This is a genomic window from Dactylosporangium sp. NPDC051485, from assembly GCF_040682015.1.
Taxonomy (GTDB): domain Bacteria; phylum Actinomycetota; class Actinomycetes; order Mycobacteriales; family Micromonosporaceae; genus Dactylosporangium.
Map to the genome: position 1 here is coordinate 15,562 of NZ_JBFAZW010000064.1, position 23,678 is coordinate 39,239.

26 protein-coding genes are annotated in these 23,678 nt (G+C 73.3%); 6 read left to right on the forward strand and 20 right to left on the reverse strand.

From position 1 onward, the window contains the following. Positions 1 to 193: 193 nt before the first annotated feature. From AB0M46_RS31080 to AB0M46_RS31130, 11 genes are read right to left on the reverse strand one after another with little or no spacing between them, the layout of a single operon-like run. Positions 194 to 1,186 carry an amidohydrolase family protein gene (locus AB0M46_RS31080; protein ID WP_363341756.1) on the reverse strand — a complete coding sequence of 331 codons (993 nt, stop codon included), beginning with the start codon at positions 1,184 to 1,186 and terminating at the stop codon, positions 194 to 196. After that, positions 1,183 to 1,701, reverse strand: coding sequence for a 3-hydroxyanthranilate 3,4-dioxygenase (locus tag AB0M46_RS31085; protein WP_363341758.1), 519 nt, complete (start codon positions 1,699 to 1,701; stop codon positions 1,183 to 1,185). The genes AB0M46_RS31080 and AB0M46_RS31085 overlap by 4 nt, the downstream gene beginning before the upstream one ends. Next, the gene (locus AB0M46_RS31090) at positions 1,694 to 2,125 is read right to left on the reverse strand and encodes a RidA family protein (protein WP_363341760.1); all 432 of its coding nucleotides are present in this window, start codon (positions 2,123 to 2,125) and stop codon (positions 1,694 to 1,696) included. Before AB0M46_RS31090 ends, AB0M46_RS31085 begins: the two co-directional genes overlap by 8 nt. Next, the gene (locus AB0M46_RS31095; RefSeq protein ID WP_363341762.1) at positions 2,122 to 2,844 is read right to left on the reverse strand and encodes a 4-oxalocrotonate decarboxylase; all 723 of its coding nucleotides are present in this window, start codon (positions 2,842 to 2,844) and stop codon (positions 2,122 to 2,124) included. The genes AB0M46_RS31090 and AB0M46_RS31095 overlap by 4 nt, the downstream gene beginning before the upstream one ends. Continuing rightward, positions 2,841 to 3,854 carry a 4-hydroxy-2-oxovalerate aldolase gene (dmpG, locus tag AB0M46_RS31100; protein ID WP_363341764.1) on the reverse strand — a complete coding sequence of 338 codons (1,014 nt, stop codon included), beginning with the start codon at positions 3,852 to 3,854 and terminating at the stop codon, positions 2,841 to 2,843. Before dmpG ends, AB0M46_RS31095 begins: the two co-directional genes overlap by 4 nt. After that, positions 3,851 to 4,729, reverse strand: coding sequence for an acetaldehyde dehydrogenase (acetylating) (locus AB0M46_RS31105; protein ID WP_363341766.1), 879 nt, complete (start codon positions 4,727 to 4,729; stop codon positions 3,851 to 3,853). The genes dmpG and AB0M46_RS31105 overlap by 4 nt, the downstream gene beginning before the upstream one ends. Continuing rightward, positions 4,726 to 5,538, reverse strand: a complete 813-nt coding sequence (locus tag AB0M46_RS31110; protein ID WP_363341768.1) for a fumarylacetoacetate hydrolase family protein — start codon at positions 5,536 to 5,538, stop codon at positions 4,726 to 4,728. Before AB0M46_RS31110 ends, AB0M46_RS31105 begins: the two co-directional genes overlap by 4 nt. Further along, on the reverse strand, positions 5,535 to 6,989 hold the full coding sequence (locus AB0M46_RS31115) for a 2-hydroxymuconic semialdehyde dehydrogenase (RefSeq protein ID WP_363341770.1): 1,455 nt from the start codon (positions 6,987 to 6,989) through the stop codon (positions 5,535 to 5,537). The genes AB0M46_RS31110 and AB0M46_RS31115 overlap by 4 nt, the downstream gene beginning before the upstream one ends. Continuing rightward, the gene (locus AB0M46_RS31120; RefSeq protein ID WP_363341772.1) at positions 6,986 to 8,359 is read right to left on the reverse strand and encodes an NAD(P)/FAD-dependent oxidoreductase; all 1,374 of its coding nucleotides are present in this window, start codon (positions 8,357 to 8,359) and stop codon (positions 6,986 to 6,988) included. The genes AB0M46_RS31115 and AB0M46_RS31120 overlap by 4 nt, the downstream gene beginning before the upstream one ends. Beyond that, positions 8,356 to 9,573 (reverse strand): kynureninase, encoded by a 1,218-nt coding sequence (gene kynU / locus AB0M46_RS31125; protein ID WP_363341774.1) that lies wholly within the window; start codon positions 9,571 to 9,573, stop codon positions 8,356 to 8,358. The genes AB0M46_RS31120 and kynU overlap by 4 nt, the downstream gene beginning before the upstream one ends. Beyond that, a complete protein-coding gene (locus tag AB0M46_RS31130) occupies positions 9,573 to 10,385 on the reverse strand; it encodes a tryptophan 2,3-dioxygenase family protein (RefSeq protein WP_363341776.1) in 813 nt (270 codons plus the stop codon). The genes kynU and AB0M46_RS31130 overlap by 1 nt, the downstream gene beginning before the upstream one ends. A 119-nt stretch (positions 10,386 to 10,504) precedes the next feature. Here AB0M46_RS31130 and AB0M46_RS31135 point away from each other — a divergent pair, with 119 nt between their 5' ends. From AB0M46_RS31135 to AB0M46_RS31145, 3 genes are all read left to right on the forward strand, one after another. Beyond that, a complete protein-coding gene (locus tag AB0M46_RS31135; RefSeq protein ID WP_363341778.1) occupies positions 10,505 to 10,936 on the forward strand; it encodes an Lrp/AsnC family transcriptional regulator in 432 nt (143 codons plus the stop codon). 92 nt (positions 10,937 to 11,028) lie between these two features. Next, positions 11,029 to 12,072 (forward strand): AI-2E family transporter, encoded by a 1,044-nt coding sequence (locus tag AB0M46_RS31140; RefSeq protein WP_363341780.1) that lies wholly within the window; start codon positions 11,029 to 11,031, stop codon positions 12,070 to 12,072. Between the two features lie 16 nt (positions 12,073 to 12,088). Then, positions 12,089 to 13,024: a polyphosphate kinase 2 family protein gene (locus tag AB0M46_RS31145; protein WP_363341782.1), complete on the forward strand. Its 936-nt coding sequence runs from the start codon at positions 12,089 to 12,091 to the stop codon at positions 13,022 to 13,024. Here AB0M46_RS31145 and AB0M46_RS31150 read toward each other — a convergent pair whose 3' ends face one another. Continuing rightward, positions 13,025 to 13,603, reverse strand: coding sequence for a DUF308 domain-containing protein (locus tag AB0M46_RS31150; RefSeq protein WP_363341784.1), 579 nt, complete (start codon positions 13,601 to 13,603; stop codon positions 13,025 to 13,027). A gap of 147 nt (positions 13,604 to 13,750) precedes the next feature. Continuing rightward, a complete protein-coding gene (locus tag AB0M46_RS31155) occupies positions 13,751 to 13,888 on the reverse strand; it encodes a hypothetical protein (RefSeq protein ID WP_363341786.1) in 138 nt (45 codons plus the stop codon). Between the two features lie 85 nt (positions 13,889 to 13,973). Between AB0M46_RS31155 and AB0M46_RS31160 the strand changes: the two genes are divergently transcribed. Next, positions 13,974 to 14,483, forward strand: a complete 510-nt coding sequence (locus AB0M46_RS31160; RefSeq protein ID WP_363341788.1) for a DUF1269 domain-containing protein — start codon at positions 13,974 to 13,976, stop codon at positions 14,481 to 14,483. Between the two features lie 221 nt (positions 14,484 to 14,704). Continuing rightward, positions 14,705 to 16,675 carry a multicopper oxidase family protein gene (locus AB0M46_RS31165; protein WP_363341790.1) on the forward strand — a complete coding sequence of 657 codons (1,971 nt, stop codon included), beginning with the start codon at positions 14,705 to 14,707 and terminating at the stop codon, positions 16,673 to 16,675. Positions 16,676 to 16,691: 16 nt separating this feature from the next. Here AB0M46_RS31165 and AB0M46_RS31170 read toward each other — a convergent pair whose 3' ends face one another. The 5 genes from AB0M46_RS31170 to AB0M46_RS31190 form a co-directional block, all read right to left on the reverse strand. Beyond that, positions 16,692 to 16,976: a hypothetical protein gene (locus tag AB0M46_RS31170; RefSeq protein WP_363341792.1), complete on the reverse strand. Its 285-nt coding sequence runs from the start codon at positions 16,974 to 16,976 to the stop codon at positions 16,692 to 16,694. A gap of 26 nt (positions 16,977 to 17,002) precedes the next feature. After that, positions 17,003 to 17,764, reverse strand: coding sequence for an alpha/beta fold hydrolase (locus AB0M46_RS31175; RefSeq protein ID WP_363341794.1), 762 nt, complete (start codon positions 17,762 to 17,764; stop codon positions 17,003 to 17,005). 160 nt (positions 17,765 to 17,924) lie between these two features. Beyond that, positions 17,925 to 18,641, reverse strand: a complete 717-nt coding sequence (locus AB0M46_RS31180) for a polysaccharide deacetylase family protein (protein WP_363341796.1) — start codon at positions 18,639 to 18,641, stop codon at positions 17,925 to 17,927. Then, positions 18,638 to 19,378, reverse strand: a complete 741-nt coding sequence (locus AB0M46_RS31185; RefSeq protein WP_363341798.1) for a glycosyltransferase family A protein — start codon at positions 19,376 to 19,378, stop codon at positions 18,638 to 18,640. Before AB0M46_RS31185 ends, AB0M46_RS31180 begins: the two co-directional genes overlap by 4 nt. A gap of 111 nt (positions 19,379 to 19,489) precedes the next feature. Further along, the gene (locus tag AB0M46_RS31190; protein WP_363341800.1) at positions 19,490 to 21,736 is read right to left on the reverse strand and encodes a polymer-forming cytoskeletal protein; all 2,247 of its coding nucleotides are present in this window, start codon (positions 21,734 to 21,736) and stop codon (positions 19,490 to 19,492) included. 94 nt (positions 21,737 to 21,830) lie between these two features. Between AB0M46_RS31190 and AB0M46_RS31195 the strand changes: the two genes are divergently transcribed. Then, on the forward strand, positions 21,831 to 22,634 hold the full coding sequence (locus tag AB0M46_RS31195; RefSeq protein ID WP_363341802.1) for an SDR family oxidoreductase: 804 nt from the start codon (positions 21,831 to 21,833) through the stop codon (positions 22,632 to 22,634). A 101-nt stretch (positions 22,635 to 22,735) separates the two neighbouring features. Here AB0M46_RS31195 and AB0M46_RS31200 read toward each other — a convergent pair whose 3' ends face one another. Together AB0M46_RS31200 and AB0M46_RS31205 are read right to left on the reverse strand one after the other, a co-directional pair. Continuing rightward, entirely contained in the window at positions 22,736 to 23,308 is a 573-nt protein-coding gene (locus tag AB0M46_RS31200; protein ID WP_363341804.1) for an ATP/GTP-binding protein, read from the reverse strand. After that, on the reverse strand, positions 23,289 to 23,657 hold the full coding sequence (locus AB0M46_RS31205; RefSeq protein ID WP_363341806.1) for a DUF742 domain-containing protein: 369 nt from the start codon (positions 23,655 to 23,657) through the stop codon (positions 23,289 to 23,291). Before AB0M46_RS31205 ends, AB0M46_RS31200 begins: the two co-directional genes overlap by 20 nt. Positions 23,658 to 23,678: the final 21 nt, after the last annotated feature.

Here is a 23,678-nt window from a genome sequence, read left to right on the forward strand (position 1 = left end):
CACTCCTCGGTGAGCCCGACCTGCCCGTTGTTCTATCAGGCGCGAGTTCAGTGAACAAGATGCGTCCCGCGGTGAACAGGAAAGATACAGCTCATGGCGGAGCTATCCGGCCGCGCGGGGGATACCGGAGCGGATCTGTTCACAAAATTTCACAAACACAAAACCGCGGGCCGGAAGCGGCGCCGGGCCGTGGTCAGCGCCCGAGGAACCGCAGTGCGTTGCCGCCCAGCAGCTTCGCGCGCTGGGCCTCGCTCAGGAAGCCGGCCCGGTCGACCACCGCGCCGGCCGGGCGCTCGCCCAGCGGATACGGGTAGTCGCTGCCCACCATGACCCGGTCCTCCCCCAGCGTCTCGACCAGCAGCCGCAGGGCGGCCGGGTCGAACACGACGGAGTCGACCGAGAAGCGGTCCACGTAGTGCGACGGCGGGTGGGCCGAGCGGCCCCGGACCACCTCGCCGCGGCGGTGCCAGGCGTTCTCGGCACGGCCGAGCCAGAAGGCGAAGCTGCCGCCGCCGTGCGCGAAACAGATCCGCAGCGACGGCGGTACCGCGTCGAAGACCCCGCCGAGGATCATCGCCACGATCGACAGGTGGGTCTCGGCCGGCATGCCGGTCAGCCAGCGGGCCATCCACCGGTCCAGGCGGGGACCGGCCGGCATATCCCACGGGTGCACGAACACCGGCGCACCGACCGCCGCGCAGTGCTGCAGGAACGACACGATGCCCGGGTCGTCCAGATCGCGCTCGCCGACGTGGTTGCCGATCTCGACGCCGCCGTGCCCGTTGGCCAGGCAGCGGTCGAGCTCGGCGCAGGCCGCGTCCGGGTCCTGCAGCGGCACCTGGCAGAACGGCACGAACCGGCCCGCGCCCTCGGCGGCCAGCTTCAGCGTCAGGTCGTTGAAGATCCGGGCGACCTTGACCGCCTGGTCGGCCGGGCGGTCGTAGGAGAAGAACACCGGCGTCGGGGAGATCACCTGCAGGTCGACGCCGTCGTCGCCCATGTCCTCCAGGCGCGTCGGCGCGTCCCACGCCGCCGGGCCGATCGGCCGGAACTCGGTGGACCCCACCATGATCATTGCCGCGCGCTCGGAGTCGACGCGCAGCCATGGCCACCCGGTGCCGCCGCACTCGGCCGCGAGGTCCGGCCAGCCGAACGGCACCAGGTGGGTGTGGACGTCGACCCTCATGCTCGGCCCGGGTGGACCGTGCCGCACCGGGTGCAGGTTCGCGCCTGCTCGTCCTCGTAGAACGCCTGGAACACGGGCGGCAGGTCGACCACGATGTCGCGCACCTGCAGCTCGACCTCATGCACCTTGTGCCCGCACGACGGGCAGTACCACTGGAACTTCTCCAGGGTCCCCTCCTCGCGCACCCGCTCCACCACGAGGCCGATCGAGCCGGCCTCGCGCTGCGGCGAGTGCGGCATGTTGCCCGGCAGCAGCCACATCCCGCCCTCCTCGAGGTGTACCGTATCGGGGCCGTCGGGCGTCATGACGTTGAGGTGCATGTTGCCCTTGATCTGGTAGAAGTACTCCTCGTACGGGTCCACGTGGAAGTCGGTGCGCTGGTTGGGGCCGCCGACGACCATCACGATGAAGTCCGACCCGGTCGGGAACAGCTGCTTGTTGCCGACCGGCGGCTTGAGCAGGTGCTGGTTCTCGGCGAGCCAGTCGGGAAAGCTCACCGGGGACATGTCAGTCATTGCCGGCCTCCTCTGGGGCACTGCACCGGGGCATCAGCGCGACGGCCTGGATCTCGATCAGCAGGTGCGGGTGCGGCAGCTGGTGCACCGCCACGGTGGTGCGGGCCGGCCCGCTCTCGTCGAAGAACTCGCCGTAGACCTCGTTGTAGCCGCCGAAGTCGTTCATGTTCACGAGATACGTGGTCACCTGCACCACGTCGGCGAGCGACGCGCCGATCGCGGCGAGGATGTCATCGATGTTGCGCAGCACGGCCCGGGTCTGCTTGCGGATGTCGAGGCTCGTCGTGCCCAGCTCGTCCACCGACGCGCCCGCGATGGTGTTGTCGGGCCGGCGCGCCGACGTGCCGGAGACGAACGCGAACCCACCCGCGACCTTCACGTGCGGGAACCGCCCGCGCGGCCGGGCCGCGCCCTCGACGATCATGACAGCGCCCGCAGGGAGGCGGTGCCCAGGCCATCGACGACCGCGCGCACGTGCGCACCGGGCGCGAGCGGCACGGCCGCCGTCGCGGCGCCGGCGAGCAGCACCCAGCCGTCCTCCAGCAGTACGCCCGCCGAGGAGGCCAGCGTGGCCGCGGCCGCGAGGGCCCGGCGGGGGTCGCCCAGGATGGCGGCCGTGGATCCGATCTGGGCGACCCGCCCGTCGACCTCCAGCAGCACGCCCAGGTTGTCCAGGCCGGCCGGCAGCGGCTGCCACGCACCGATGACGAACCCGGCCGCCGAGGTGTTGTCGGCGATCACGTCGGGCAGCGTGAACCTGAAGTCGGCGTAGCGGGAGTCGATCAGCTCCAGCGCGGGCGCGACGGCGGTGGCCGCGCCGTTCGCGTCGAGGCGGAACGCCACCTCCGGCTCGACCCGGGGGTGGATGTACCGGCCGGCGTCGACCGTGCCGCCGTCCTCGACCCGCATCGCGTCGGTGAGCCGGCCCCAGATCACCTGCTCGACGCCGACCTGCGCCATCTTGGCCCGGCTGGTCAGGCCGAGCTTGAGCCCGACGAGCCGTTCGCCGCGGCCGACCCGCAGCGCCACGAGCGCCTCCTGGATGCGGTACGCCTCGTCGGCATCGGCGCCGCTCTGCGAGACCACCTGGGCAATCGCCGTGCGGGTCCGCTCGGCCTCATCGAGCAGATCTGCCAGGGTCATTCGCGCTCCTTCACCAGATCGAGGGCGACGTCCACGATCATGTCCTCCTGGCCGCCGACCATCCGCCGGCGGCCCAGCTCCACCAGGATGTCCCGCACGTCCACGCCGAAGCGTTGCGAGGCCCGCTCGGCGTGGCGCAGGAAGCTCGAGTAGACCCCGGCGTAGCCCAGCGAGAGCGTCTCCCGGTCGACCCGCACGGGACGGTCCTGCAGCGGCCGCACCAGGTCCTCGGCCGCGTCCATGAGCGCGAACGTGTCGCAGCCGTGCGCCCAGCCCATCAGGTCGGCGACCGCCACGAACACCTCCAGCGGCGCGTTGCCGGCGCCGGCGCCCTGCCCGGCGAGGGAGGCGTCGACCCGCACGGTGCCGTGCTCGACGGCGACGACGCTGTTGGCGACGCCGAGCGACAGGTTGTGGTGGGCGTGGATGCCGATCTGGGTGGCCGGGTCGAGCACCTGGCGATAGGCGTCGACCCGCTCGGCGACATCGCGCATGAGCAGCCGGCCGCCGGAGTCGGTGACGTAGACGCAGTGCGCGCCGTACGACTCCATCAGCCTGGCCTGCTCGGCCAGCGCCGCGGGCGGGTTCATGTGCGACATCATCAGGAAGCCGGAGACGTCCATGCCGTGCTCCCGCGCCCAGCCGATGTGCTGGGCGGCGATGTCGGCCTCGGTGCAGTGGGTGGCGATCCGCACGCTGGTGACCCCGAGGTCCCGGGCCTGCCGCAGATCGGCGATGGTGCCGATCCCGGGCAGCAGCAGCGTGGTCAGCCTCGCGTTGGTGATCGCCTCCGCGGCCGCCGCGATCCACTCGGGGTCCGTGGCGGCGCCGCGGCCGTAGTTGACGCTCGACCCGGCCAGGCCGTCGCCGTGCGCGACCTCGATGGCGTCGACCCCGGCCGCGTCGAGCGCCGCGGTGATCGTGCGCACCTGCTCGACGGTGTACCGGTGCGCGATGGCGTGCATGCCGTCGCGCAGCGTCACGTCCTGGATGTACAGCCGCTCGCTCACCGGGCCATCCTCTCGGCGACCTGGAGCGCGGCGGAGGTCATGATGTCGAGGTTGCCGGCGTAGGCGGGCAGGTAGTGCCCGGCGCCGGAGACCTCGAGGAACACGGACACGAGCAGCCCCTCGGGGTCGGCGGAGAACTGGACCTCCTGCTTGAGGCGGTAGCCGGGCACGTACCCGCCGACCGCCTTGACCATCGCCTCGACCGACGCGGCGATCGCGGTCCGGTCGGCGTCGCGGTCGGGGCAAACGCAGTACACGGTGTCGCGCATCAGCAGCGGCGGGTCGGCCGGGTTGAGCACGATGATGGCCTTGCCCCGGGCGGCGCCGCCGACGACCTCCAGCGCGCGGGCGGTGGTGACGGTGAACTCGTCGATGTTGGCCCGGGTGCCGGGGCCGGCCGACTTCGAGGCGATCGAGGCGACGATCTCGGCGTAGCCGACCGGGGTCACCGCCCCGACCGCGGCGACGATCGGCACGGTCGCCTGCCCGCCGCACGTCACGAGGTTGACGTTGGGCGCGGCGAGGTGCTCGTCGAGGTTGACCGGCGGCACGACGTACGGCCCGATCGCGGCGGGCGTGAGGTCGACGACCCGGCGGCCGTGTGCCTGCAGCACCTCGTGGTGGTGCCGGTGGGCCCCGGCGCTCGTCGCGTCGAAGACGATCCGCACGCCGGCGAACTCGGGCATGGCGACCAGGCCGTCGACGCCGGCCGCGGTCGTGGCGACGCCGAGCCGCCGCGCCCGGGCGAGCCCGTCGGAGTCCGGGTCGATGCCGGCCATCGCGACCATCTCCAGTGACTCGGAGAGCCGCAGTACCTTGATCATCAGGTCGGTGCCGATGTTGCCCGACCCGATGACCGCCACGCCTACGGTCATGTCTTCGCCCCTTCGACGCTGCCTTCGAAAACGGCCCGGACTGACCCGAGCCCCGAGACCCGCGCCTCGTACACCGGTCCCGCGGCCGTCACGGGCACCGGCACCATCGGGCCGAGCGCGCCGGACAGCACGAGGTCGCCGGCGCGCAGCGGGCGGCCGGCCGCGGCCAGCGTGCTCGCCAGCCAGGCGACCGCGTGCACCGGGTTGCCGAGGCAGGCCGCGCCCGCGCCGACCGACACCGGCTCGCCGGCGTGCTTCACCACGGCGCCGCACAACCGCAGGTCCACGTCGGCCAGCCGGCGCGGCGCGGTGCCGAGCACGTAGAGGCCGCTGGAGGCGTTGTCGGCCACGGTGTCGACGATGGAGATGTCCCAGCCGGCGATGCGCGAGTCGACCACCTCGATCGCCGGCAGCAGGTACTCGGTGGCCCGGATGACGTCGACCACGGTGACTCGCTCGTCCGGCAGGTCCCGGCCGAGCACGAACGCGACCTCGACCTCCACGCGCGGCTGGAGCAGCAGCCCGGCCGGGATCGGGGCGCCGTCGGGCACGGCCATGTCGGCGTAGAGCACGCCGAAGTCCGGCTGGAAGACCCCGAACATGCTCTGCACGGCCGGCGAGGTCAGGCCGATCTTCGCGCCGACCGGCCGCCGCCCGGCCGCCTCCCAGCGCTCGGCCTGGGCCCGCTGCACGGCGTACGCCGTGGCGACGTCGCCCTCCGGCAGCACCGTCCCGCGCAGCGGCGGGATCGGGGTGCCGGTCTCGTAGGCGGCCAGCAGCGCCTCGGCCGCCTTCTGCACATCGGTCATGAGAGATCCACGCAGACGTTGGTGAGCTCGGAGTAGAAGTTGAGCGAGTGCACGCCGCCCTCACGGCCGATGCCGGAGGCCTTCACGCCGCCGAAGGGCGAGCGCAGGTCGCGCAGGAACCAGGTGTTGACCCAGACCAGCCCGGCGTCCAGCGCCAGGCCGGCCCGGTGCGCCCGGCCGACGTCGCGGGTCCACACGGTCGCGGCGAGGCCGTAGTCGCTGTCGTTGGCCAGCGCGAACGCCTCCTCCTCGGTGTCGAACGGCGCGACGTGGCAGACCGGCCCGAAGATCTCCTCGCGGTTGGTCCGCGCGTCCGGCGGGAGGCCGACGAGCACGGTCGGCTGGACGTACGCGCCGCCGTCGCGGGCGTCGTCGAACGCCGGCACCCCGCCGCCGGTCACCACCGTGGCGCCCTCCGTGCGGGCGAGGTCGTAGTAGCCGAGCACCTTCTCGCGGTGCTGCCTGGAGATCAGCGGCATCGTGGCGGTGCCCTCGTCCTGCGGCCATCCCCAGGCCAGGGCGGACGCCGCCTTGCCCAGCCGGGTGACGAACTCGTCGAAGACCGGGCGCTGCACGTACAGCCGCTCGGTGCACAGGCACACCTGGCCGCCGTTGGTGAAGCTGGAGCGCACCGAGCCGGCGACGGCCGCGTCGAGGTCGGCGTCGGCGAAGACTAGGCCGGCGTTCTTCCCGCCGAGCTCGAACGAGACCGCCTTCACCCCGTTGGCGGCGGCCCGCATGATCGCCGAACCGGTCGCGGACTCGCCGGTGAACGTGATCGCGTCGACGTCCGGGTGGCGGGTGAGGAACTCCCCCGCCGAGTCCGGCCCGAACCCGTGCACGAGGTTGAAGACGCCGTCGGGCACGCCGGCGGCGGACATCACCTCGGCGAGTACCGTCGCCGAGGAGGGTGTCTCCTCCGAGGGCTTGACCACGACCGCGTTGCCGCACGCGAGCGCCGGGGCCACCTTCCAGGTCAGCAGCAGCAGCGGCAGGTTCCACGGCACGACGACGGCGACCACGCCGACCGGCTTGCGCACCGCGTAGTTGAGGGCGCGTCCCCCGGCCGGGGTGACGGTGGTGAACGACTCGGCCGGCGCCGCGGCGACGATGTCGGCGAACGCCCGGAAGTTGGCCGCCCCGCGCGGGATGTCGAGCGTGCGCGCCTGGCTGACCGGCTTGCCGGTGTCGGCCACCTCGGCGGCGACCAGGTCGTCGAAGCGCCGCTCCAGCTCGTCGGCGATCCGGCGCAGCACGGCGGCGCGCTCCAGCTCGCTGGTGCGCCCCCATGGGCCGCGCACGGCCGCCCGCGCCGCGGCCACCGCAGCGTCCACAGTGGACCGGTCCGCCTCGCACACCTCGGTGATGCGGTTGCCGGTGACCGGGCTCAGTTTCGCGAACGTCGGATCGGTGGCGACGAAGCGCCCGCCGATGAAGTGCCGCAGGGTCATCGCCGCCGCCCCCTGGCCACGGCGGCGCCGAGCGCGCCGAGCCCGCCGAGCGCGAGCGCGCCGACCGCCCCGAGCACCCGGTGCTGCCGCCGCACCCGGTCCCGCACCTGCGCGTAGGGCGTGGTGCTGAACGAGACCAGCTCGTAGCGGGACACGTACCGGCCGGGCAGCGCGCGCTCCAGCGCGTGCTCGATCTTCTTGCCGAGCTGGAACACCGGCGAGGCCACCTTGTCCCGCATCTCCACGAAGTTGTTGAGCGCCATGGTCGCGATCGCCTCGACGTCGTCGCGGCGGCGGGTGTCGAACAGCGGCAGCGCGGCGGCGAAGTCGTCGCCGGTCTCGTCGAGTACCCGGTCGAGCACGACGCAGTCCTCGAAGCCACAGTTGGCGCCCTGCCCGTAGAACGGCACGATCGCGTGGGCGGCGTCACCGATCAGGCCGACCGGGCCGCCCGGCGTCGCCGCCTGCCACGGCCCGCAGCGGACCGTGCCGAGCAGGCCGACCGGGTTGAGCCGGTAGTCCTCGACCAGGTTCGGCATCAGCGGTACCACGTCCGGGTAGACCGCCCGGAAGTGCCGCTCGATCGCGGCCGGGCTGCCCAGCGAGGCGAGGCTCGACGTGCCGCCGTGGGGCCAGAACAGCGTGCAGGTGAACGTCCGGTCCGGATTGGGCAGCGCGATCATCATCGACGTGCCGCGCGGCCAGATGTGCAGCGCGCCGGGGTCCATGGCGAAGTCGCCGTCCGGTCCCGCCGCGATGCTCAGCTCCTTGTAGCCGTAGTCGAGGAAGTCGACCGACTCGTCGAGCAGCCCCATGCCGAGCAGCTGGCCGCGCACCGCGCTGCCGGCCCCGTCGGCGCCGATGACGACGTCGGCGGCCGCCTTCGCCTCGCCAGCCGGCGTCGCGAACACCAGCGGGTCGAGCCCGGTGAGCCGGTGCTCGAAGACGATGCGCACCCCGGGGGTGGCGGCGGCCTCGTCGAGCAGGGCGTTGTTGAGCGCGCCCCGGCTGATCGAGTTGATCGCCCGCCGCCCGTCGAGGCTGTACTGCTGGAAGTCCAGCTCGCCGTCGACCGGATGGATCATCCGCCCGCGCATCGGCAGCGCGTCGACGAGCACCCGCTGGTGCAGGCCGACCCGCCGCAGCGCGTCGATGCCCCGCTCCGACAGCGCCAGGTTGATCGACCGGCCGCGCTCCGCCGCCGTGGTGCGCGGGTCGGGGCGGCGCTCGTAGACGGTCACGGTGTGCCCGCGCCGGGCCAGGTAACAGGCGAGCAGGCTGCCGGTGAGCCCGGCCCCGATCACGGCGACATGCGTGGGCGAGGAGTGGGCTTGCGAGCCCCGCAGCCCACGGCCGGAGAGACCGCTCATGCCCCCACCTCCTGGGCGATCGCGGCGGCGGCCCGCCAGCAGTCGTGGTACGTCGAATACAGCGGCACCGGCGCCAGCCGCACGATGTCGGGCTCGCGGCTGTCGGCGATCACCCCGTGCCGGTGCCGCAGGGCCTTGCTCAGCCCGCCGGCGTCGGCGACCCGCAGCGACAGCTGGCAGCCGCGCCGCGCCGGGTCGCGCGGCGTCACCACCTCGACGCCGATCGGGTCCAGCAGCGACTGCAGGTACGCGGTGAGCCGCTCGCTGCGGGCCCGCAGCGCCGGCATGCCCACCGCGTCGAACAGCTCCAGGGACGTGCGCACCGCGCTCATCGCGAGGATCGGCGGGTTGGACACCTGCCACGCGTCGGCGGTCCGCGGCGGCCGGGACACCGGCGCCATCTCGAACCGGGTCGCCGGCTCGGTGCTCCACCAGCCCTCGAACCGGGGCAGGTCGCCGCCGGCGTGCCGCTCGTGCACGAACGCGCCCGCCACCGCTCCCGGCCCGCTGTTGAGGTACTTGTACGAGCACCACGCGGCGAAGTCGACGCCCCACTCGTGCAGCCGCAGCGGGACGTTGCCGGCCGCGTGCGCCAGGTCCCACCCGACGACCGCGCCGGCCGCGTGCCCCGCCGCCGTGATCCCCGGGATGTCCATCAGCTCGCCGGTGAGGTAGTTGACCCCGCCCAGCAGGACCAGCGCGATGCGGTCGCCGTGCTCGCGGATCGCCGCCAGCGGGTCGTTCGTGCGCACCACCGTCGCGTCCGGGTCGAGGCCGTGGAAGGCCGCCTGGCTGCGCACCGCGTAGCTGTCCGACGGAAACGCCGTGTCCTCCACGACGATCAGCGTGCGCGGGCCCTGCGGCCGGTAGAACGAGACCATCAGCAGGTGCAGGTTGACGGTCAGCGAGTTCATCACGACCGTCTCGGCCGGCAGCGCGCCGACCAGGCGGGCGGCCGGCTCGCGCAGCAGTTCGTGGTACGGCAGCCAGGGCCGCCGCGCCTCCAGATGCCCCTCGACGCCGAGCCGGGCCCACTCGTCGAGCTCCTGCAGCAGCTCACCCCGCACGGCCCGCGGCTGCAGGCCGAGCGAGTTGCCGGCCAGGTACGCCGTCTCCGGGCGCTCGCCGCCCTCGGCGGGTGGCACGAGGAACAGCTCCCGGTGCCCCGGATCGGCGGCGTCCAGCCGCCGGGCCTCGTCCTGCGCGAGCCGCATCAGATCACCGTCCGGGCCGACCACAGCTCGGCGAAGACGACCCGCGCCATGCTGCGGGTCAGCCAGGCCGCGCCCGAGGAGCCGCCGCTACCCGGCTTGTTGCCCATGGTCCGTTGTACCGCGGTCAGGTGCTTGTACCGCCAGTCGCCGAACACCTCCGCGACGTCGGTCAGCGCCTCGCCGAGCAGGTAGAGCGGGTTGTCGGCGCGGTCGTCGCGGTAGATCTCCACCCAGGCCCGCTCGACCTGCGGCGACGGCTCGTACTCGCGCGTGTGGTCGCGCCGCAGCACCTCGGCGGGGATCTCGAAGCCGCGCCGGGCGAGCAGCGCGGTGACGTCGTCCCACACGCTCGGCGCGCGCAGGGCGGCGGTCAGGTCCTGGTACAGGTCGGCCTGCCGCTTGAACGGGCGGATCAGCGCCTCGCTCTTGAGCCCGAGCAGGAACTCCAGCTGGCGGTACATCGCCGACTGGAAGCCCGAGGCCTCGCCGAGCTGCGCGCGGAAGCGGTTGAAGTCGGGCGGCGTCATCCAGCGCAGCCCGTTCCAGGCGGCGACGAGCCCTTCCAGATGCAGCTTGATGCGCCGCAGCGGGGCGAGGGCCCCCCACACGTCGTCCTCGCGCAGGAGCCGCTGGGTGTCGCGCAGTTCGTGGCACGCCAGCCCGAACCACAGCTCCATCACCTGGCTGACCACGAGGAACGACATCTCGCCGGGGTCCTTGGTCAGCGGCTGCTGCAGCGAGTGCAGCGTGCTGGCGTGGACGTACGCGTCGTAGGGGACCTGATCGGGAAAGTCGAGGACCGGACCGCTCACACCTCAATCCTGGTACGGTGACCCACCTCCACGAAATAGTGGATCAACGGTCGTTCGGGCTGCTCACGTACGGTATGGAAACCGTCCGGGCTGATCGACTTTTCGAACGGAAGGTGTCCGTGGACAGCATGGACTGGGCGCTGCTGCGCGAACTGCAGGATGACGGCCGGCTTTCATACTCCGAACTGTCCCGCCGGGTCCACCTCTCACCCCCGGCGGTCGCCGAGCGGGTTCGCCGTCTGGAGACCGCCGGGGTGATCACCGGCTACCACGCGCACGTCGACCCGGCCAAGGCCGGCCGGCACGTCGTCGCACTGATCACGATGTCGTGCTACGGCCCGCGTTGCGTGCTGCGCGATCCCGAGGTGCTGCACTGGCCGGAGGTCATGGAGGTGCACCGCGTGACCGGCGACGCGTGCTCGATCCTGAAGGTCGTGACGGCGTCGATGGAGGACTTCGAGTCCACGATTGATCGTTTGGCCCCGTACGGCCAGCCGTCGAGCACCATGGTCCTGTCGACCCCGCTGGGCTGGCGCCCCCTGTCGCCGTAGCGATCGGCCGGTTGCGGAAAGGATTGCCCGCGCTCTGCGGGGGTACTGCCCGGCGGATGTTGATCCGCCTTGGTCGGGCACCGTCACGGCCGTTGACACGCCGGCTGCGAGCAGCCGGCGCCGTAGCCTGGTCGCTGGTCGGCGTGGCGCTGCTGGTGGTCGCGGCGATCTTCCTGCTCGTCGTCCTGCGGCCCATCGTGATCTCGCTGGTGGTCGCCCTGTTCCTGGCCATCGTGTTCCTGCCGGTCATCGACGGCATCGCGCGGCGCCGCGTGCCCCGCGGTGTCGGTGCTGCCACCACGCTGCTGCTCGTGATAGCGCTGGGCGCCGGCGCCATCGCGCTCGTCGTGTGGGGCGTGGCCAGCCAGCACGAGCAGATCAGCAAGAACCTGGACGCGGCCGTCAGCGAGCTGCACCGCATCCTCACGGCGGCGGGGGTCAGCGGCAACGTCGCCGAGGCCGGCCGCAACTCCGTGCAGCACTCGGGAAACACGCTCCTGGCCGGCCTGCTGCCGGCGCTGGGCAACCTGCTCGGCACCGGCGTCAACCTCCTGCTCGGCCTGTTCGTCGCGCTGTTCGTCTGCTTCTTCCTGCTCATGAACGGGCACGCCATCGCCGACCGGGCCGCCGCGCGGCTCCCGCTGCCCGAGCACCTGGCCCGGCGCCTGCTCGGCCGGGCCGCCGTCGTCATCCGGCGCTACTACGGCGGGCTGAGCCTGATCGGGGCGTTCAACGCCGTCGCGGTGGCGATCGGCGCGCTGATCCTGCATGTACCGCTGGTGGGCGCGATAGCGGTGATCACGTTCCTCGGGACGTACGTGCCGTACCTCGGCGCGGCGGTCGCCTCGATATTCGCCGTCCTGATCGCCCTCGGCAGCGGCGGGCAGTCGGCCGCACTGTGGATGATCCTGGTCGTCGTGCTCGCCAACGGCCTGCTCCAGAACCTTGTCAGTCCACTCGCCTTCGGCGCCACACTGCGCATGAGCGCACCGGCGGTCCTCCTCGCCACGCTGGTGGGCGGCGCGCTGGCGGGCGTCGCCGGTCTCGCCCTCGCCACGCCGGTGACCGCCATCGTGGCGCGCAGCATCGAAGTCCTGAGGGAGCCACCTCCGGCCCAACCGGACCCGGAGCAGTAACGGGGAGGCGAGCGCCGTGCCGAACAAACCGCGTGACAGTCGCCATGGTGATGACGACTCGGGCGGGCCGCGTGACCGCATCGCCGAGCTGATCGCGCCGCTGCGCGTCCGGCCCGGCACGAAGGTCCGGCTGCCGCGGGACTTCGACCCCGGGCACACCGGGGACCTGGTCAACAAGCCCGCCGGCACCGAGCTGCTGCAGCGGGGCGTGGCGATGCTCGCCGACTACCAGGCGCGGCTCGCCGCCGAGCACCGCCGGGGGCTCCTGGTCGTGCTGCAGGCCCTCGACGCCGCCGGCAAGGACGGCACCATCCGCCACGTCATGAGCGGCGTCAACCCCCAGGGCGTGCGGGTGCACAGCTTCAAGGTCCCCTCGGCGGAAGAGCTCGGCCACGACTACCTGTGGCGGTACGGCTCGCGGCTGCCCGCCCGCGGCGAGATCGCCATCTTCAACCGCTCCCACTACGAGGAGGTCCTCGTCGTGCGCGTCCACCCGGAACTGCTGGACAACCAGCAGCTGCCGCCGTCGGTGCGCCGGCGTGACGTCTGGGAGCACCGGTTCCACGCCATCAACGAGTTCGAGCGGCACCTGAGCGAGAACGGCTTCCGGATCGTCAAGCTGTTCCTCAACGTCTCCAAGGAGGAGCAGCGCAGGCGGCTGCTGCAGCGCATCGACCGGCCGGAGAAGAACTGGAAGTTCTCGGCGGCCGACCTGCGGGAGCGGCAGTTCTGGGACGACTATCAGAAGGCGTACGCCGACATGCTCTCCAACACGAGCACCGAGTGGGCGCCGTGGTACGTCATCCCGGCCGACCACAAATGGTTCGCCCGCATCGCCGCGGCCGGCACCATCGTCCACGCGCTCATGGAGCTCGACCCGCAGTTCCCGACCCTGGACAGCCAGGCGCGCCGCGAGCTGATCCAGCTGCGCAGCGCGCTCGAACAGCAGTGACTAGTGCGCGGCGACCTCCCGGCGGGCCTGCAGGGCCACGCCCACCTCGACCGCGCCCAGCACGAGCGCGGTGATCCCGGTCAGCAGGATCAGCGACGTCAAGGAGATCCCCGGCCAGGCGAAGAACACGATGCCGACCGCGATCGACACCCCGCCCAGCGTCAGCAGCCACGTCCGCGGGCGCCCGTGGGCCGACATGCCCAGCAGCAGCTCGGCGAAGCCGCTCACCAGCCAGGCCAGGCCGATCAGCACCGACAAGGCCACGACCGCGGTCCCGGTCGAGCGCAGGCACGCAACGCCCAGGACGAGCAGCACCAGCCCGAAGGCGCCGTCGACGAGGTGCCGCATCGTCGTGCCGTGGCCGGCCCTGAACACCCCGACGACGCGCGACAGGCCCATCACCACCAGCCAGATGCCGGCGAGCACGCCGAGCAGGCGCAGCGTCGCCGCCGGCCAGACCAGCACCGCGACGCCGAACAGCGCCGTGATGACCCCGGCGGCCACCAACTGCCAGAACGGCACCTCGACCGGGCCGTGCATCGTCCCGGCGGTCGAGGGATGTCCGGAAGCCGTAGTCATGGTGCGACACCTCCAAGGGCTAGCCCGACATCTACAGCGTCGGCCCCAAACCGTCACCGCTCATCCCCCGTGCGGGGTGAGCGCAAGCGTTGCTGCAACTGGCGACCGTGCGCCGGGACGGTCGCCCGGCCGCGATGGCCGGTGAGGTCACCGGCCGGCGCGCGCCGTGCCGTGGCGGAGCACCGGCTCGACCCAGCCGGCGCCGTGGTCGAGCTGGTAGCCGAGGTGCATCGCGGCGCTGATGAGCGCGAGATGGCTGAACGCCTGCGGGGAGTTGCTCGCCACTCCTGCCGGGCGAGGCGGTTCGGCGGCGATCCGCCGACCGTTGCAGCAGGGCGGATACGCCAACCGCGATCTGAGAGGACGCACCATGAGCGATCTGATTGCCATCGGGTACCGCGACACGGCCACCGCGAACGCCGCGCGGGAGAAGATCATCGAACTGCAGCGGCAGGGACTCATCACCGTACGCGATGCCGCCGTGGTGGAGTCCGGCGCCGACGGCAAGGTCCGGCTGCACCAGGCAGCAAGCGCGACCGCGGTCGGAGCGGCCGGTGGGGCCATGTGGGGAGGCCTCATCGGGCTGCTGTTCTTCGCACCGTTCCTCGGCATGGCGGTCGGTGCGGCCACCGGCGCGATCGCCGGAAAGGCCACCGACGTCGGGGTCGACGACAAGTTCATGAAGGACGTCGGCGCGGCGCTGCAGCCCGGCTCCGCGGCGCTGTTCCTGCTCATCGACCAGGTCACCGTCGACAAGGTCATGGCGGAGATGGCGCCGTACCAGTTCGGTGGCCGGCTGCTGCGCAGCTCCCTGAGCACGGAGGCGGAGCAGCGCCTGCGCGACGCCATCGAGGCCGCGCACCTGACGCCCGCACGATGAGCCTGGCACGGCCATAACGGACGGTGCCCCGGCGGCTCCCCCGCCGGGGCACCTCCCACCTGCACCTGTTCCCCGCCGCGGCGTGCCGCAGCGCCGGATCCTGCAACGCGCGAGCTGAGAATTGGGCCGGAGTCCGTTCTCGGCCCGTTCGGCGTTCGCCGGGTATGGTCCGCGTGACGTGGGCGCGGGACGCACCGGGGGGTGCGGGTGGAGGCGATGGCGTGTATCTGTGGGTCCACTACACCGACATGGTGATCGCGTTGCTGCAGCTGCCGGTGGCCGCGGCGGTGTGGTGGGCCGGGACCGGCCCGGGGGCCTCGGCGGCGAGGCCGTCGCGCACGGCGGCGGTGGCGTTCCTGCTGCTGCTCGGCGGGGCCGCGCTGCGGCTGGCCGCCGGGGTGCTGCTGCTGCCCTGGGGGTGGGAGTTCGCCGGGCCCCGGCTGGTGTTCGTGGCGCCGGCGCTGGTGGTGGCGGCGACGGTGTACCTGGTGTGGCTGCGCCCGGCCGGGGAGCCGCCGGGCGAGCCGCCGGTGTACCGCAGTGGCCAGGAACGGGTGGCCGCGGTCGTCGGCGCGGTCGGTGTCGTGCTCGTCGCGGCGATGGCGGAGCTGGCCGGAACGGGCGCCGCCGCTGCCACCGGCCTCGCGGTCCTCGGGGCGTCGGCGATGGGGTGGGCGTACCGGAAGCTCCGCCGCCGTCCGGCACCCGAGCACGCCGGATGGCGGCCCGCGGCGGCGCGCGTGGCGGTCGGCGTGGCGCTGGTCGTCGCCGTGGCGGCGGGCGTTTCCGCGGCCAGTGTCCTGCCGGCGCGCAGCAGCATGACGGGCGGGGCCGTGGACACCGGCGGCGGCGCGGCGGGGCATCAGCACCGCGGCGGGATCAGCGTGACCGAGCTGACCGGCGCGGACACCACCGCCGCCGGGGACGTGGCGGTAGACCGGTTCACGTTGACGGCGCAGGAGGCCACGGTACGGCTGGACTCCGGCGAACAGGTGGCGGCGTGGACGTTCAACGGCGCCACGCCCGGGCCGCAGCTGGTGGTCCGGCAGGGCGATCTGGTGGAGGTGACGCTGGTCAACCGGCTGCCCGGGGTCGGCGTGACCGTCCACTGGCACGGCGTGGACGTGCCCAACGCGATGGACGGCGTGGCCGGGGTGACCCAGGACGCGGTCGCGCCCGGGGCCACCTTCGTGTACCGGTTCCGCGCCGTGCAGGCGGGCACGTACTGGTACCACTCACACGAGATGTCCTCGGTCCAGGTCCGCCGCGGCCTGTTCGGCGCCCTCGTCGTGCTGCCACGGGACGCGCCGGTGCGCGACGGCGACACGGTCGACGAGACGGTGCTGCGGCACACCTGGGGCAGCGAGGACGGGGTGGCGACGCTCGGCCTGGGGTCCGGCGTGCAGCGGCGGGCGGTGCCGGCCGGGCGGCAGGTGCGCCTGCGGCTGGTCAACACCGACGGCGACCCCGCCACGTTCACCCTGACCGGCGCCCCGGTGCGCGTCGCGGCGATCGACGGCACCGACGTGCACGAACCGGGAGTACTGCCCGGGGCACGGATCCTCGTCGGTGGCGGCGCCCGCTACGACCTCGTCTTCACCATGCCCGACCAGCCGGTCACGCTGCGCGCGGACGGGCCGGGCATCGTCTACAGCCCGCACGGCGACGCCGGCCCGGACCACGCCGCCGCGCCGGCGATGCTGGATCCGGCCCGCTACGGCACGCCGGCCGCGACCGCATTCGGCACGGACAGTCGATTCGACCGGCGGTTCACGCTGCGGCTCGACGAGCGGCTCGGCTTCTACGACGGCCGCCCGGCGGTGCGGTACACGCTGAACGACGCCACGTTCCCGGACGTGCCGATGCTCATGGTCTCCGACGGCGACCTGGTCGAGGTCACCTACATCAACCGCAGCGGCCAGCACCACCCGATGCACCTGCACGGCCACCACATGCTGGTGCTCGCCCGCAACGGCCGGACCACCACCGGCAGCCCGTGGTGGGTCGACACGCTCGACGCCGGCCCCGGCGAGACGTACCGGGTCGCGTTCCGCGCCGACAACCCCGGCATGTGGATGGACCACTGCCACAACCTCGAGCACGCCGCCAACGGGATGATCCTGCACCTCGGCTACACCGGGGTCACCAGCCCGTTCCAGACCGGATCGGGCACCGTCAACCACCCGGAATGACCGCCGGCCGGGGACGTCAGGCCGGGTTGGGCGCGCTGTCGCGAGCCGCGATGGCCAGCGCGATGAACGAGCGGAAGCGCTCGTACTCGGCCGCGTCCATGGTGAGCCAGGCGCCGGACATGACCTGGTCGCCGTACGCCGGCCCGACCTGGACCTTGAACCGGTCGCCCTTCGGCTTCACGGAGACGCCCAGGAACGCCACGTGGACCCGCCTCGAGTCGTCGTTGCCCCGGTGGAAGATCTCCAGGACCCGGCCGTCGAGCACCAGGATGTAGGCCTCGTGGATGAATTCGGTCGCCATGGTGCCGCAAGGTTAGCGGAGTCGCGCTAGGCCGGTGGGGCGGCGGTGCGCAGGAAGTCGTCGACGGCCTTGGTGGCCTCCGGGGCGCCCTCGGCGGTGACGCTGAGCAGGGCCATGCCGTGCAGCCGGCCCTCCACCAGGACCAGCTTGCGGGCCTGGCCGGGGGTGGCGTCGTACATCGCCTGCGCCGACTCCGCGAACGCGCTGTCGCCCTTCGCCGCCACGTAGAGTACCGGCGCGGTCAGCCGGGGCACGGACTGCAGGGCGCTCTCGCGGGCGTAGTCGCCGGGGCCGGACAGGCTGATCACCGCGACCGGCGGCGGGTTCAGGGCCGCCGCCGCGACCAGGGCCGCCGTCGCACCCCGCGAGGCGCCGACGAGCACGACCTTGCCGGAGCCGCCGGCGCGGGCGAAGGCGGCGGCCGCGGCGACGTCGTCGGAGTTGTGGCCGGCCTCGGCGCGGCGGGAGCGGCCCTCGCCGTTGAAGTCGAAGGCCAGGACGCGGTACCCGGCCGCCGCCTGCTGCTTCGCCCACGACAGCCACGAGCAGCCGGTGGTGCTGGCCTGCGGGGCGAGCACGAGCGTCACGCCGCCGGCGCCGAGGACGTAGGCGGCCAGGTGGGCCCCGGTCTTGCCGGGGAAGGTCACCTGCTTGTCGTCGAGCTCCGGGTCGCCGCACAGGCCGTGGGTCGGGCTCGGCGCGGCGGCCAGGCTCGGCCCGGCCGACGTGTCCGCCGTGCCGGACTTTTCGGATTTGGCGGAGCAGCCGCCGGCAAGGAGCAGCAGCACACAGCAGATCCCCGTCAACACACGCATACCGTTGCGACCAGCGAACCGGCCCGGAAGTTGCATCACGATCCGGCATCCCCACGGCCGGTGCGGGCGAGCTCGCCCGGCCGATCGCCTCGTCACCACGGCGTTCACGGTCGAGGCGCGGGACTGAGCCCGGCTACGCCTGGTACGCGGGCACGCCGAGCAGTTCGTCCACCGTGACGAACCGGTAGCCCCGGGCCAGCAGGCCCTCGACCGTCTCCCGCACGGCGACGACGGTCTGCGAGCGGTTGCCGCCCCGGCTGTCGAACCCGTCGTGAAAGATGAGGATCGAGCCGGGGCGGGTCTTGGCCACGGCGCGGCGGGCCATCCGCGCGCCGGAGGGCTGGAACACCTCCAGGGCATGGCCGAACTCGCCGGCGACCGGGTGCAGCCCGCCGCGGCGCAGCATCCGCAGCAGCGCCGGCTGGCGCCACAGCCAGGGGGTGCGGGCCAGGGCCGGCGTGCGGCCGGTGACGCGCGCCAGGATGCCCTGGGTCCGCTCGACCTCCCCCGCGAATGCGCCCGGCCGCAGGTACGTGCCGAACCGGTGGCTCAGCGAGTGGTTGCCCACCACGTGGCCGGCGCCGATCGCGCGGACGGCGACCTCGGGGTGGCGCTCGACGCACTGCCCGACGTGGAAGAAGGTCGCCCGGACGTCGTGCTCCGCCAGGATGTCGAGGATCTGCGAGGTGTACGGCTCGTTCGGGCCGTCGTCGAAGGTCAGCGCGACGACCCGTTCGGCGGCCGGGCCGTGGTAGGGATAGGCGCGCGAGGACGGGGCGAACGGCGACATCAGCAGCCAGTACGCCCCGCCCAGCGCGGCCGCCAGCGCCAGCACGCCCAGGACGATCACCGGTCCGCCTCGCGGAAGGCGGGCGCCGACCCGAGCACGCGCCGTCCCGCTGCCCGGTTCACGGCGTAGGTCAGCAGGTAGTGCACCGGCAGGGTCACGAACAGGTTGTACGCGAGCCCGCGGTCGAGCCGGCGGCCCGAGGTGTAGGTCGGGTTGGCGTGGTCGTAGACGACCCGGCCCTTCTTGCGCAGCCGGCGCAGCTGGTCGAGCTCGTCCCCGCCCTGCGTCAGGCTGGTGTCGTAGCCCGTCCACGCCTCGCGGCGGAAGGCGATGTTCGTCGCGCTCGCGTACGCGGCGCGGCCGGTCAGCCGGTAGACGCCGTTGACCGCCCCGAAGAGCAGCCGGCCGTAGCCCGCGCCCCAGCTCGGGCCGTCGGCGTACCGGCAGGGGCCGACGACCGCGACGACCCGGCCGTCTTCGCGGAACCGCGCGTCGATCCGGCTGAGCCAGTCGCGCTCGTGGACCGTGTCGGCGTCGGTCGAGACGACGATCTCGCCGCGCGCCGCCTCCGTGCCCCGCTGCCGGGCGTTGCACACCCCTGGGACGGGCTCGGCGACGACCCGCGCGCCGAAGTCGCGGGCGATGCCGGCGGTGTCGTCCGTGCAGTTGTTGTCGACCACGATGACCTCGAACACTCCGTCGAAGTCCTGCTTGCGCAGGGAGAGCAGGGTGTCGGTGAGGTAGCCGGCCTCGTTGAAGCACGGTATGACGATGCTGAACCTGGGCCTTTCTGCCATGTGAAGCAGTCTTGAACAGCGAATCTTCCGAATCGATCCGGAACTCCCCCGATTCCGACCGGGGGTTTCCCCCACCGCGCGGTGCCGGTCTCCCCTAAGCACCCGCGCAGCTCAGGCGGTGCGGGCGAGCTTCGTGAACGACAGGACGTACATCGTGCTCAGCAGCCAGCCGGCGAGCGTGGCCAGGTTGAGCCACCACTCGGCGAGCCGCCCGTGCTCGGCCTCGGGGCTCGGGTACCAGGTGGACCGCTGGCCGAGGGAGATCAGCGGCACGACGGTGTCCACGGCGTACAGCACCGGGCTGAAGCACCGCACCTGCCCGTCGCCGCACGGGTCGCGGCGGGGCGCCCGGGCCGAGCGGGTGGCGTCGGGCGGGTCCGGCTGCGCCTCGCCCGCGTCGACGGTGACCAGCCGCCCGTCGACGGCGTAGGCGTTGCCCCGCGGGTCCGTGGCACGCAGCGAGTCGCGCACGTCCGGGACGTACAGCGACGCCGCCACCGCGATGAGCAGCACCAGCAGCAGCCAGGCGGTGCGGCCCGGGCGGTAGCCGTAGCCGACCGCGGCGCCGTAGCACGCGTCGAGCAGCCCGCGCGGGTCCAGCCGGTGCCGGCGGGCGGCGCGGCGGGCCCGGTGGCGGCGCTCGATGAGGATCGCCTCGGCGTCGCCGATGTACCCGTGCCGGCGGAACACCCGCGCCAGCTGCTCGTACGGCCCAGCGTCGTAGACGGCCTGCCGGGCCAGCCAGCGCAGCCGCGCCGCCCGGTCCCACGACGGTTTACCGAAGCGCTCGTACGTCATGCCGGACACCACGATCCACTCCGGCCAGCGGTCCGGGTCGTCGTCGAGCACGCTGGTCGTCAGGTTGCGCAGGTCCACGCTGGGCTCGACGGCGGCCCAGCGCAGCCGCAGCCCGCCGCGCACGCTCGCCCCGATCGCCTGCACCGCGTGCCCGTGCGTGTTGTCCGGCGACGGCCGGGGGCAGACGAAGTGCCCGTCGCAGAGGTTGAGCCGGCCCTCGATCGTGCACCGGTTGAGCTGCACGACGCCGTTGGAGCGGAAGCCGTCCTTGAGCCGCACCGAGCCGCCGACGCTCGCCTGGACCAGCCGCACGCTCGGCCCGCCGGGGTTGTCGACGCTCGCGCCGGTGGCGTCGAAGACGTTGCCAATGCGGGCACCGCGGAAGCCGAGGTGCCCGCCGGTGGCCGACAGCCCCTCGAGCCGCGCCGACCCGTCGATGGTGATCCCCGCCGCCGCGACGAGGGCGCCGTCGGGCTGCGGGGCGCGCAGCGTGACCCCGCGCAGGGACAGGTCGCCGCGGATGCGGGCCCGGGCGACGCGGACGGTGCCCTCGACCACCGTGCCCGGCTCGACGGTCACATGCGAGCGCACGTCCGCGCCGACGAGGTCCAGCGCGATGCGCCCGGGCGCGGTGAGCGCGCAGCCGGCCCCGACCGACAGCGTCGTGAAGCTCGCGTACGTCAGGTCCAGCCCGCCGCCCACCGAGCACCGCCCCTCGACCGCGACCGAGCCGCCGACCCGCAGCCGCGGCGCGACGAGGGCCGGCTCCCCGCCGTCGCCGCCGAGGTCGGCGTCGCGGATCACCACCCGCCCGGCGACGGTGGCCTGGTCGGCCACGATCGACCCGCCCAGCCGCGGCCGCCGCGGCGCGCGCCCGTCGGCGAACTGATGGTCGATGACGGACAGGCTGCCGCCGATGCTCGCCTCGCCGAGGTCGACCGCGATCCCGGCCCGCGGCGCGATGTGCGCGCCGACCACCTCGACCGACCCGGCGATGCGGGCGCCGGGCAGCCGGATCTCGCCGTCGGCGGTGAACCCGCGCAGCAGCCGCAGCGTGCCGCCGATCTGCGCCCGGTCGGCGTGCAGCGCCCGCCCGCCGCCGGCCTCGATGGAGGTGTCCAGGCACTGCAGCCGCCCCCCGATGCGCGCCTCGCGCAGCCACACCGCCGCCATGCTGCGGCTGCCGGACCCAGGGTGCACCCCGGCGATCCGGCTGCCGGACAGGTCGAGGTCGCCGCGCACCTGCAGCCCGTCGGCGAACAGCCCGGGCAGCCGGGGCGCCCACCTGATCGCCAGCGCCCGCACCGAGGCGCCGGTGAGGTCGGGCGCCTCGTCGAACGCGCACCCGTCGAACATCAGCGGGAACCCGGCGTCCACCCCGGCCAGGTCGAGCCGGCCGCGGACCCGCACCTCGCGCAGCCGGATCCCGCGCGGGTCGACCGAGCCCGCCCCGGCCAGGCAGCACTCCCGCAGCAGGTCCGCGTCAATCGCCCCGCCGCGCAGCTCGGTGCCGCGCCGTGCCGCCCAGAACAACGCCCGCCGCCGCGATCCCAGAGCCACCCCCCGAGCCTATCGGCGCGCCGCTGTCGTGCACCGTGGCCCACCTGACGAGGTCGGCCTGACTGTTCCCGCGCCGCGTGGGTATGGTGCAGCGATGGATCGCACCGCGCTGGTCACCGGGGCGTCGTCCGGGATCGGCAAGGCCACCGCGGCCGCGCTGGCGGCACGGGGCTACCGGGTCGTGGGCACCAGCCGGCACCCGGAGGCGCTCGGGCCCGGCCAGCGTGCCGACGGGGTCGAGTACCTGCCGCTGGACCTCGGCGACGACGCCTCCATCGAGGCGTTGGCCGCGGCCGCCGGCAGCGTCGACGTGCTGGTCAACAACGCGGGCGAGAGCCAGTCCGGGCCGTTCGAGGAGCTGCCCGGCGACGCGCTGCGGCGGCTGTTCCAGGTCAACGTGCTCGGCCCGGTGCGGCTCAGCCAGCTGCTCCTGCCCGGCATGCGCGCGCGGGGCCACGGCCGGGTCGTGATGGTCGGCTCGATGCTGGCCTCGTTCCCGCTCGCCTACCGCTCCTCCTACGTGGCGACGAAGGCCGCGCTCAAGGGGTTCAGCGACGGGGCGCGGCACGAGTACTCGCCGTTCGGCGTCTGGCTGACCACCGTCGAGCCCGGGTCGATCAGCACCGGCATCAGCGCGCGCCGCACGAAGTACACCTCGGAAACCTCGCCGCATCGCGCGGACTTCGAGCGGATGCTGGCCGCGCTGGACCGCAACGAGAAGGCCGGCGTCTCGGCCGACCGGGTCGCGGCCACCATCGTCAAGGCCGTCGAGGCTTCCCGCCCGAAGGCGCACTACGCGGTCGGCAGCAACGCCGCGCTCGTCTTCCCGCTGCGCCGCCTGCTCCCCCAGACCTTGGTGGAGCGGGCCACCCACCGCCGCCACGACCTGCGCCGGTAGCGGTCGTCACCGATCGGCAGTGCGCCTCGGCGACCTGAAGACACGTGACCGTGCGCGACCGGGTGCCGCCGCCACGGGCGACGGGAGCCGGCCGCGACGGGTCAGTGGGTGCTCAGCAGCGACAGCGCGTGTTCGGCGATGGTGACGAGGGTCTGCTTCACCGAGTCGCGGGAGCGCGCGTCGAAGAGGGCCAGCGGCACGTGCCCGGCGAGGGCGAGGGCCTGGCGGACCTCCTCGACGTCGTACCGCGGCGCCCCGTCGAAGCAGTTGACCGCGGCCAGGTACGGCAGCCCCCGGTGCTCGAAGAAGTCCAGCGCCGCGAAGCTGTCCTGGATGCGGCGGGTGTCCACGACCACGACCGCGCCCAGCGCGCCGCGGATGAGCTCGTCCCACATGAACCAGAAGCGGGTCTGGCCGGGCGTGCCGAACAGGTACAGGATCAGGTCGTCGGCGATGGTGATGCGGCCGAAGTCCATCGCGACCGTGGTCGTGTTCTTCTCCGGCACCGCGCCGGCGTCGTCGACCCCGACGCCGGCCGCGGTCATCACCGCCTCGGTGGTCAGCGGGGCTATCTCCGAGATGGCGCCGACGAGCGTGGTCTTGCCGGCGCCGAAGCCGCCCGCGATGAGGATCTTTACCGCGGTGATGCGGCGCTCAGAGGTTGCGGAGTCCAATGAGAACCCTTTCCAGTATGTTGATCCGCTCCGCCGTGTCGCCCACCTCGAGCGGCTCGTACAGAGTCAGAATCCCTTCGGTGATCATGTCGGCCACCAGCACCCGGGCCACCCCGAGCGGCACGCTCAGCCGGGCCGCGATCTCGGCCAGCGACTGTGCGCGGTCGTTGCAGAAGCTCGCGATGAGCTGCCGGTCGCGCCCGGCGTAACGGCTCGCCTCCACGCCCTGCTGCATGGTCAGCAGCACGGCCTCGATGGCGATCTCGCGGGTCGGCTCCGTCCGGCCGCGGGTCATCGCGTACGGGCGCACGAGCGCGCCGCGCGGGTCGTCCTCGCCGCCCTGCACCATCGCCGCCGCCCCTCAGCCGCT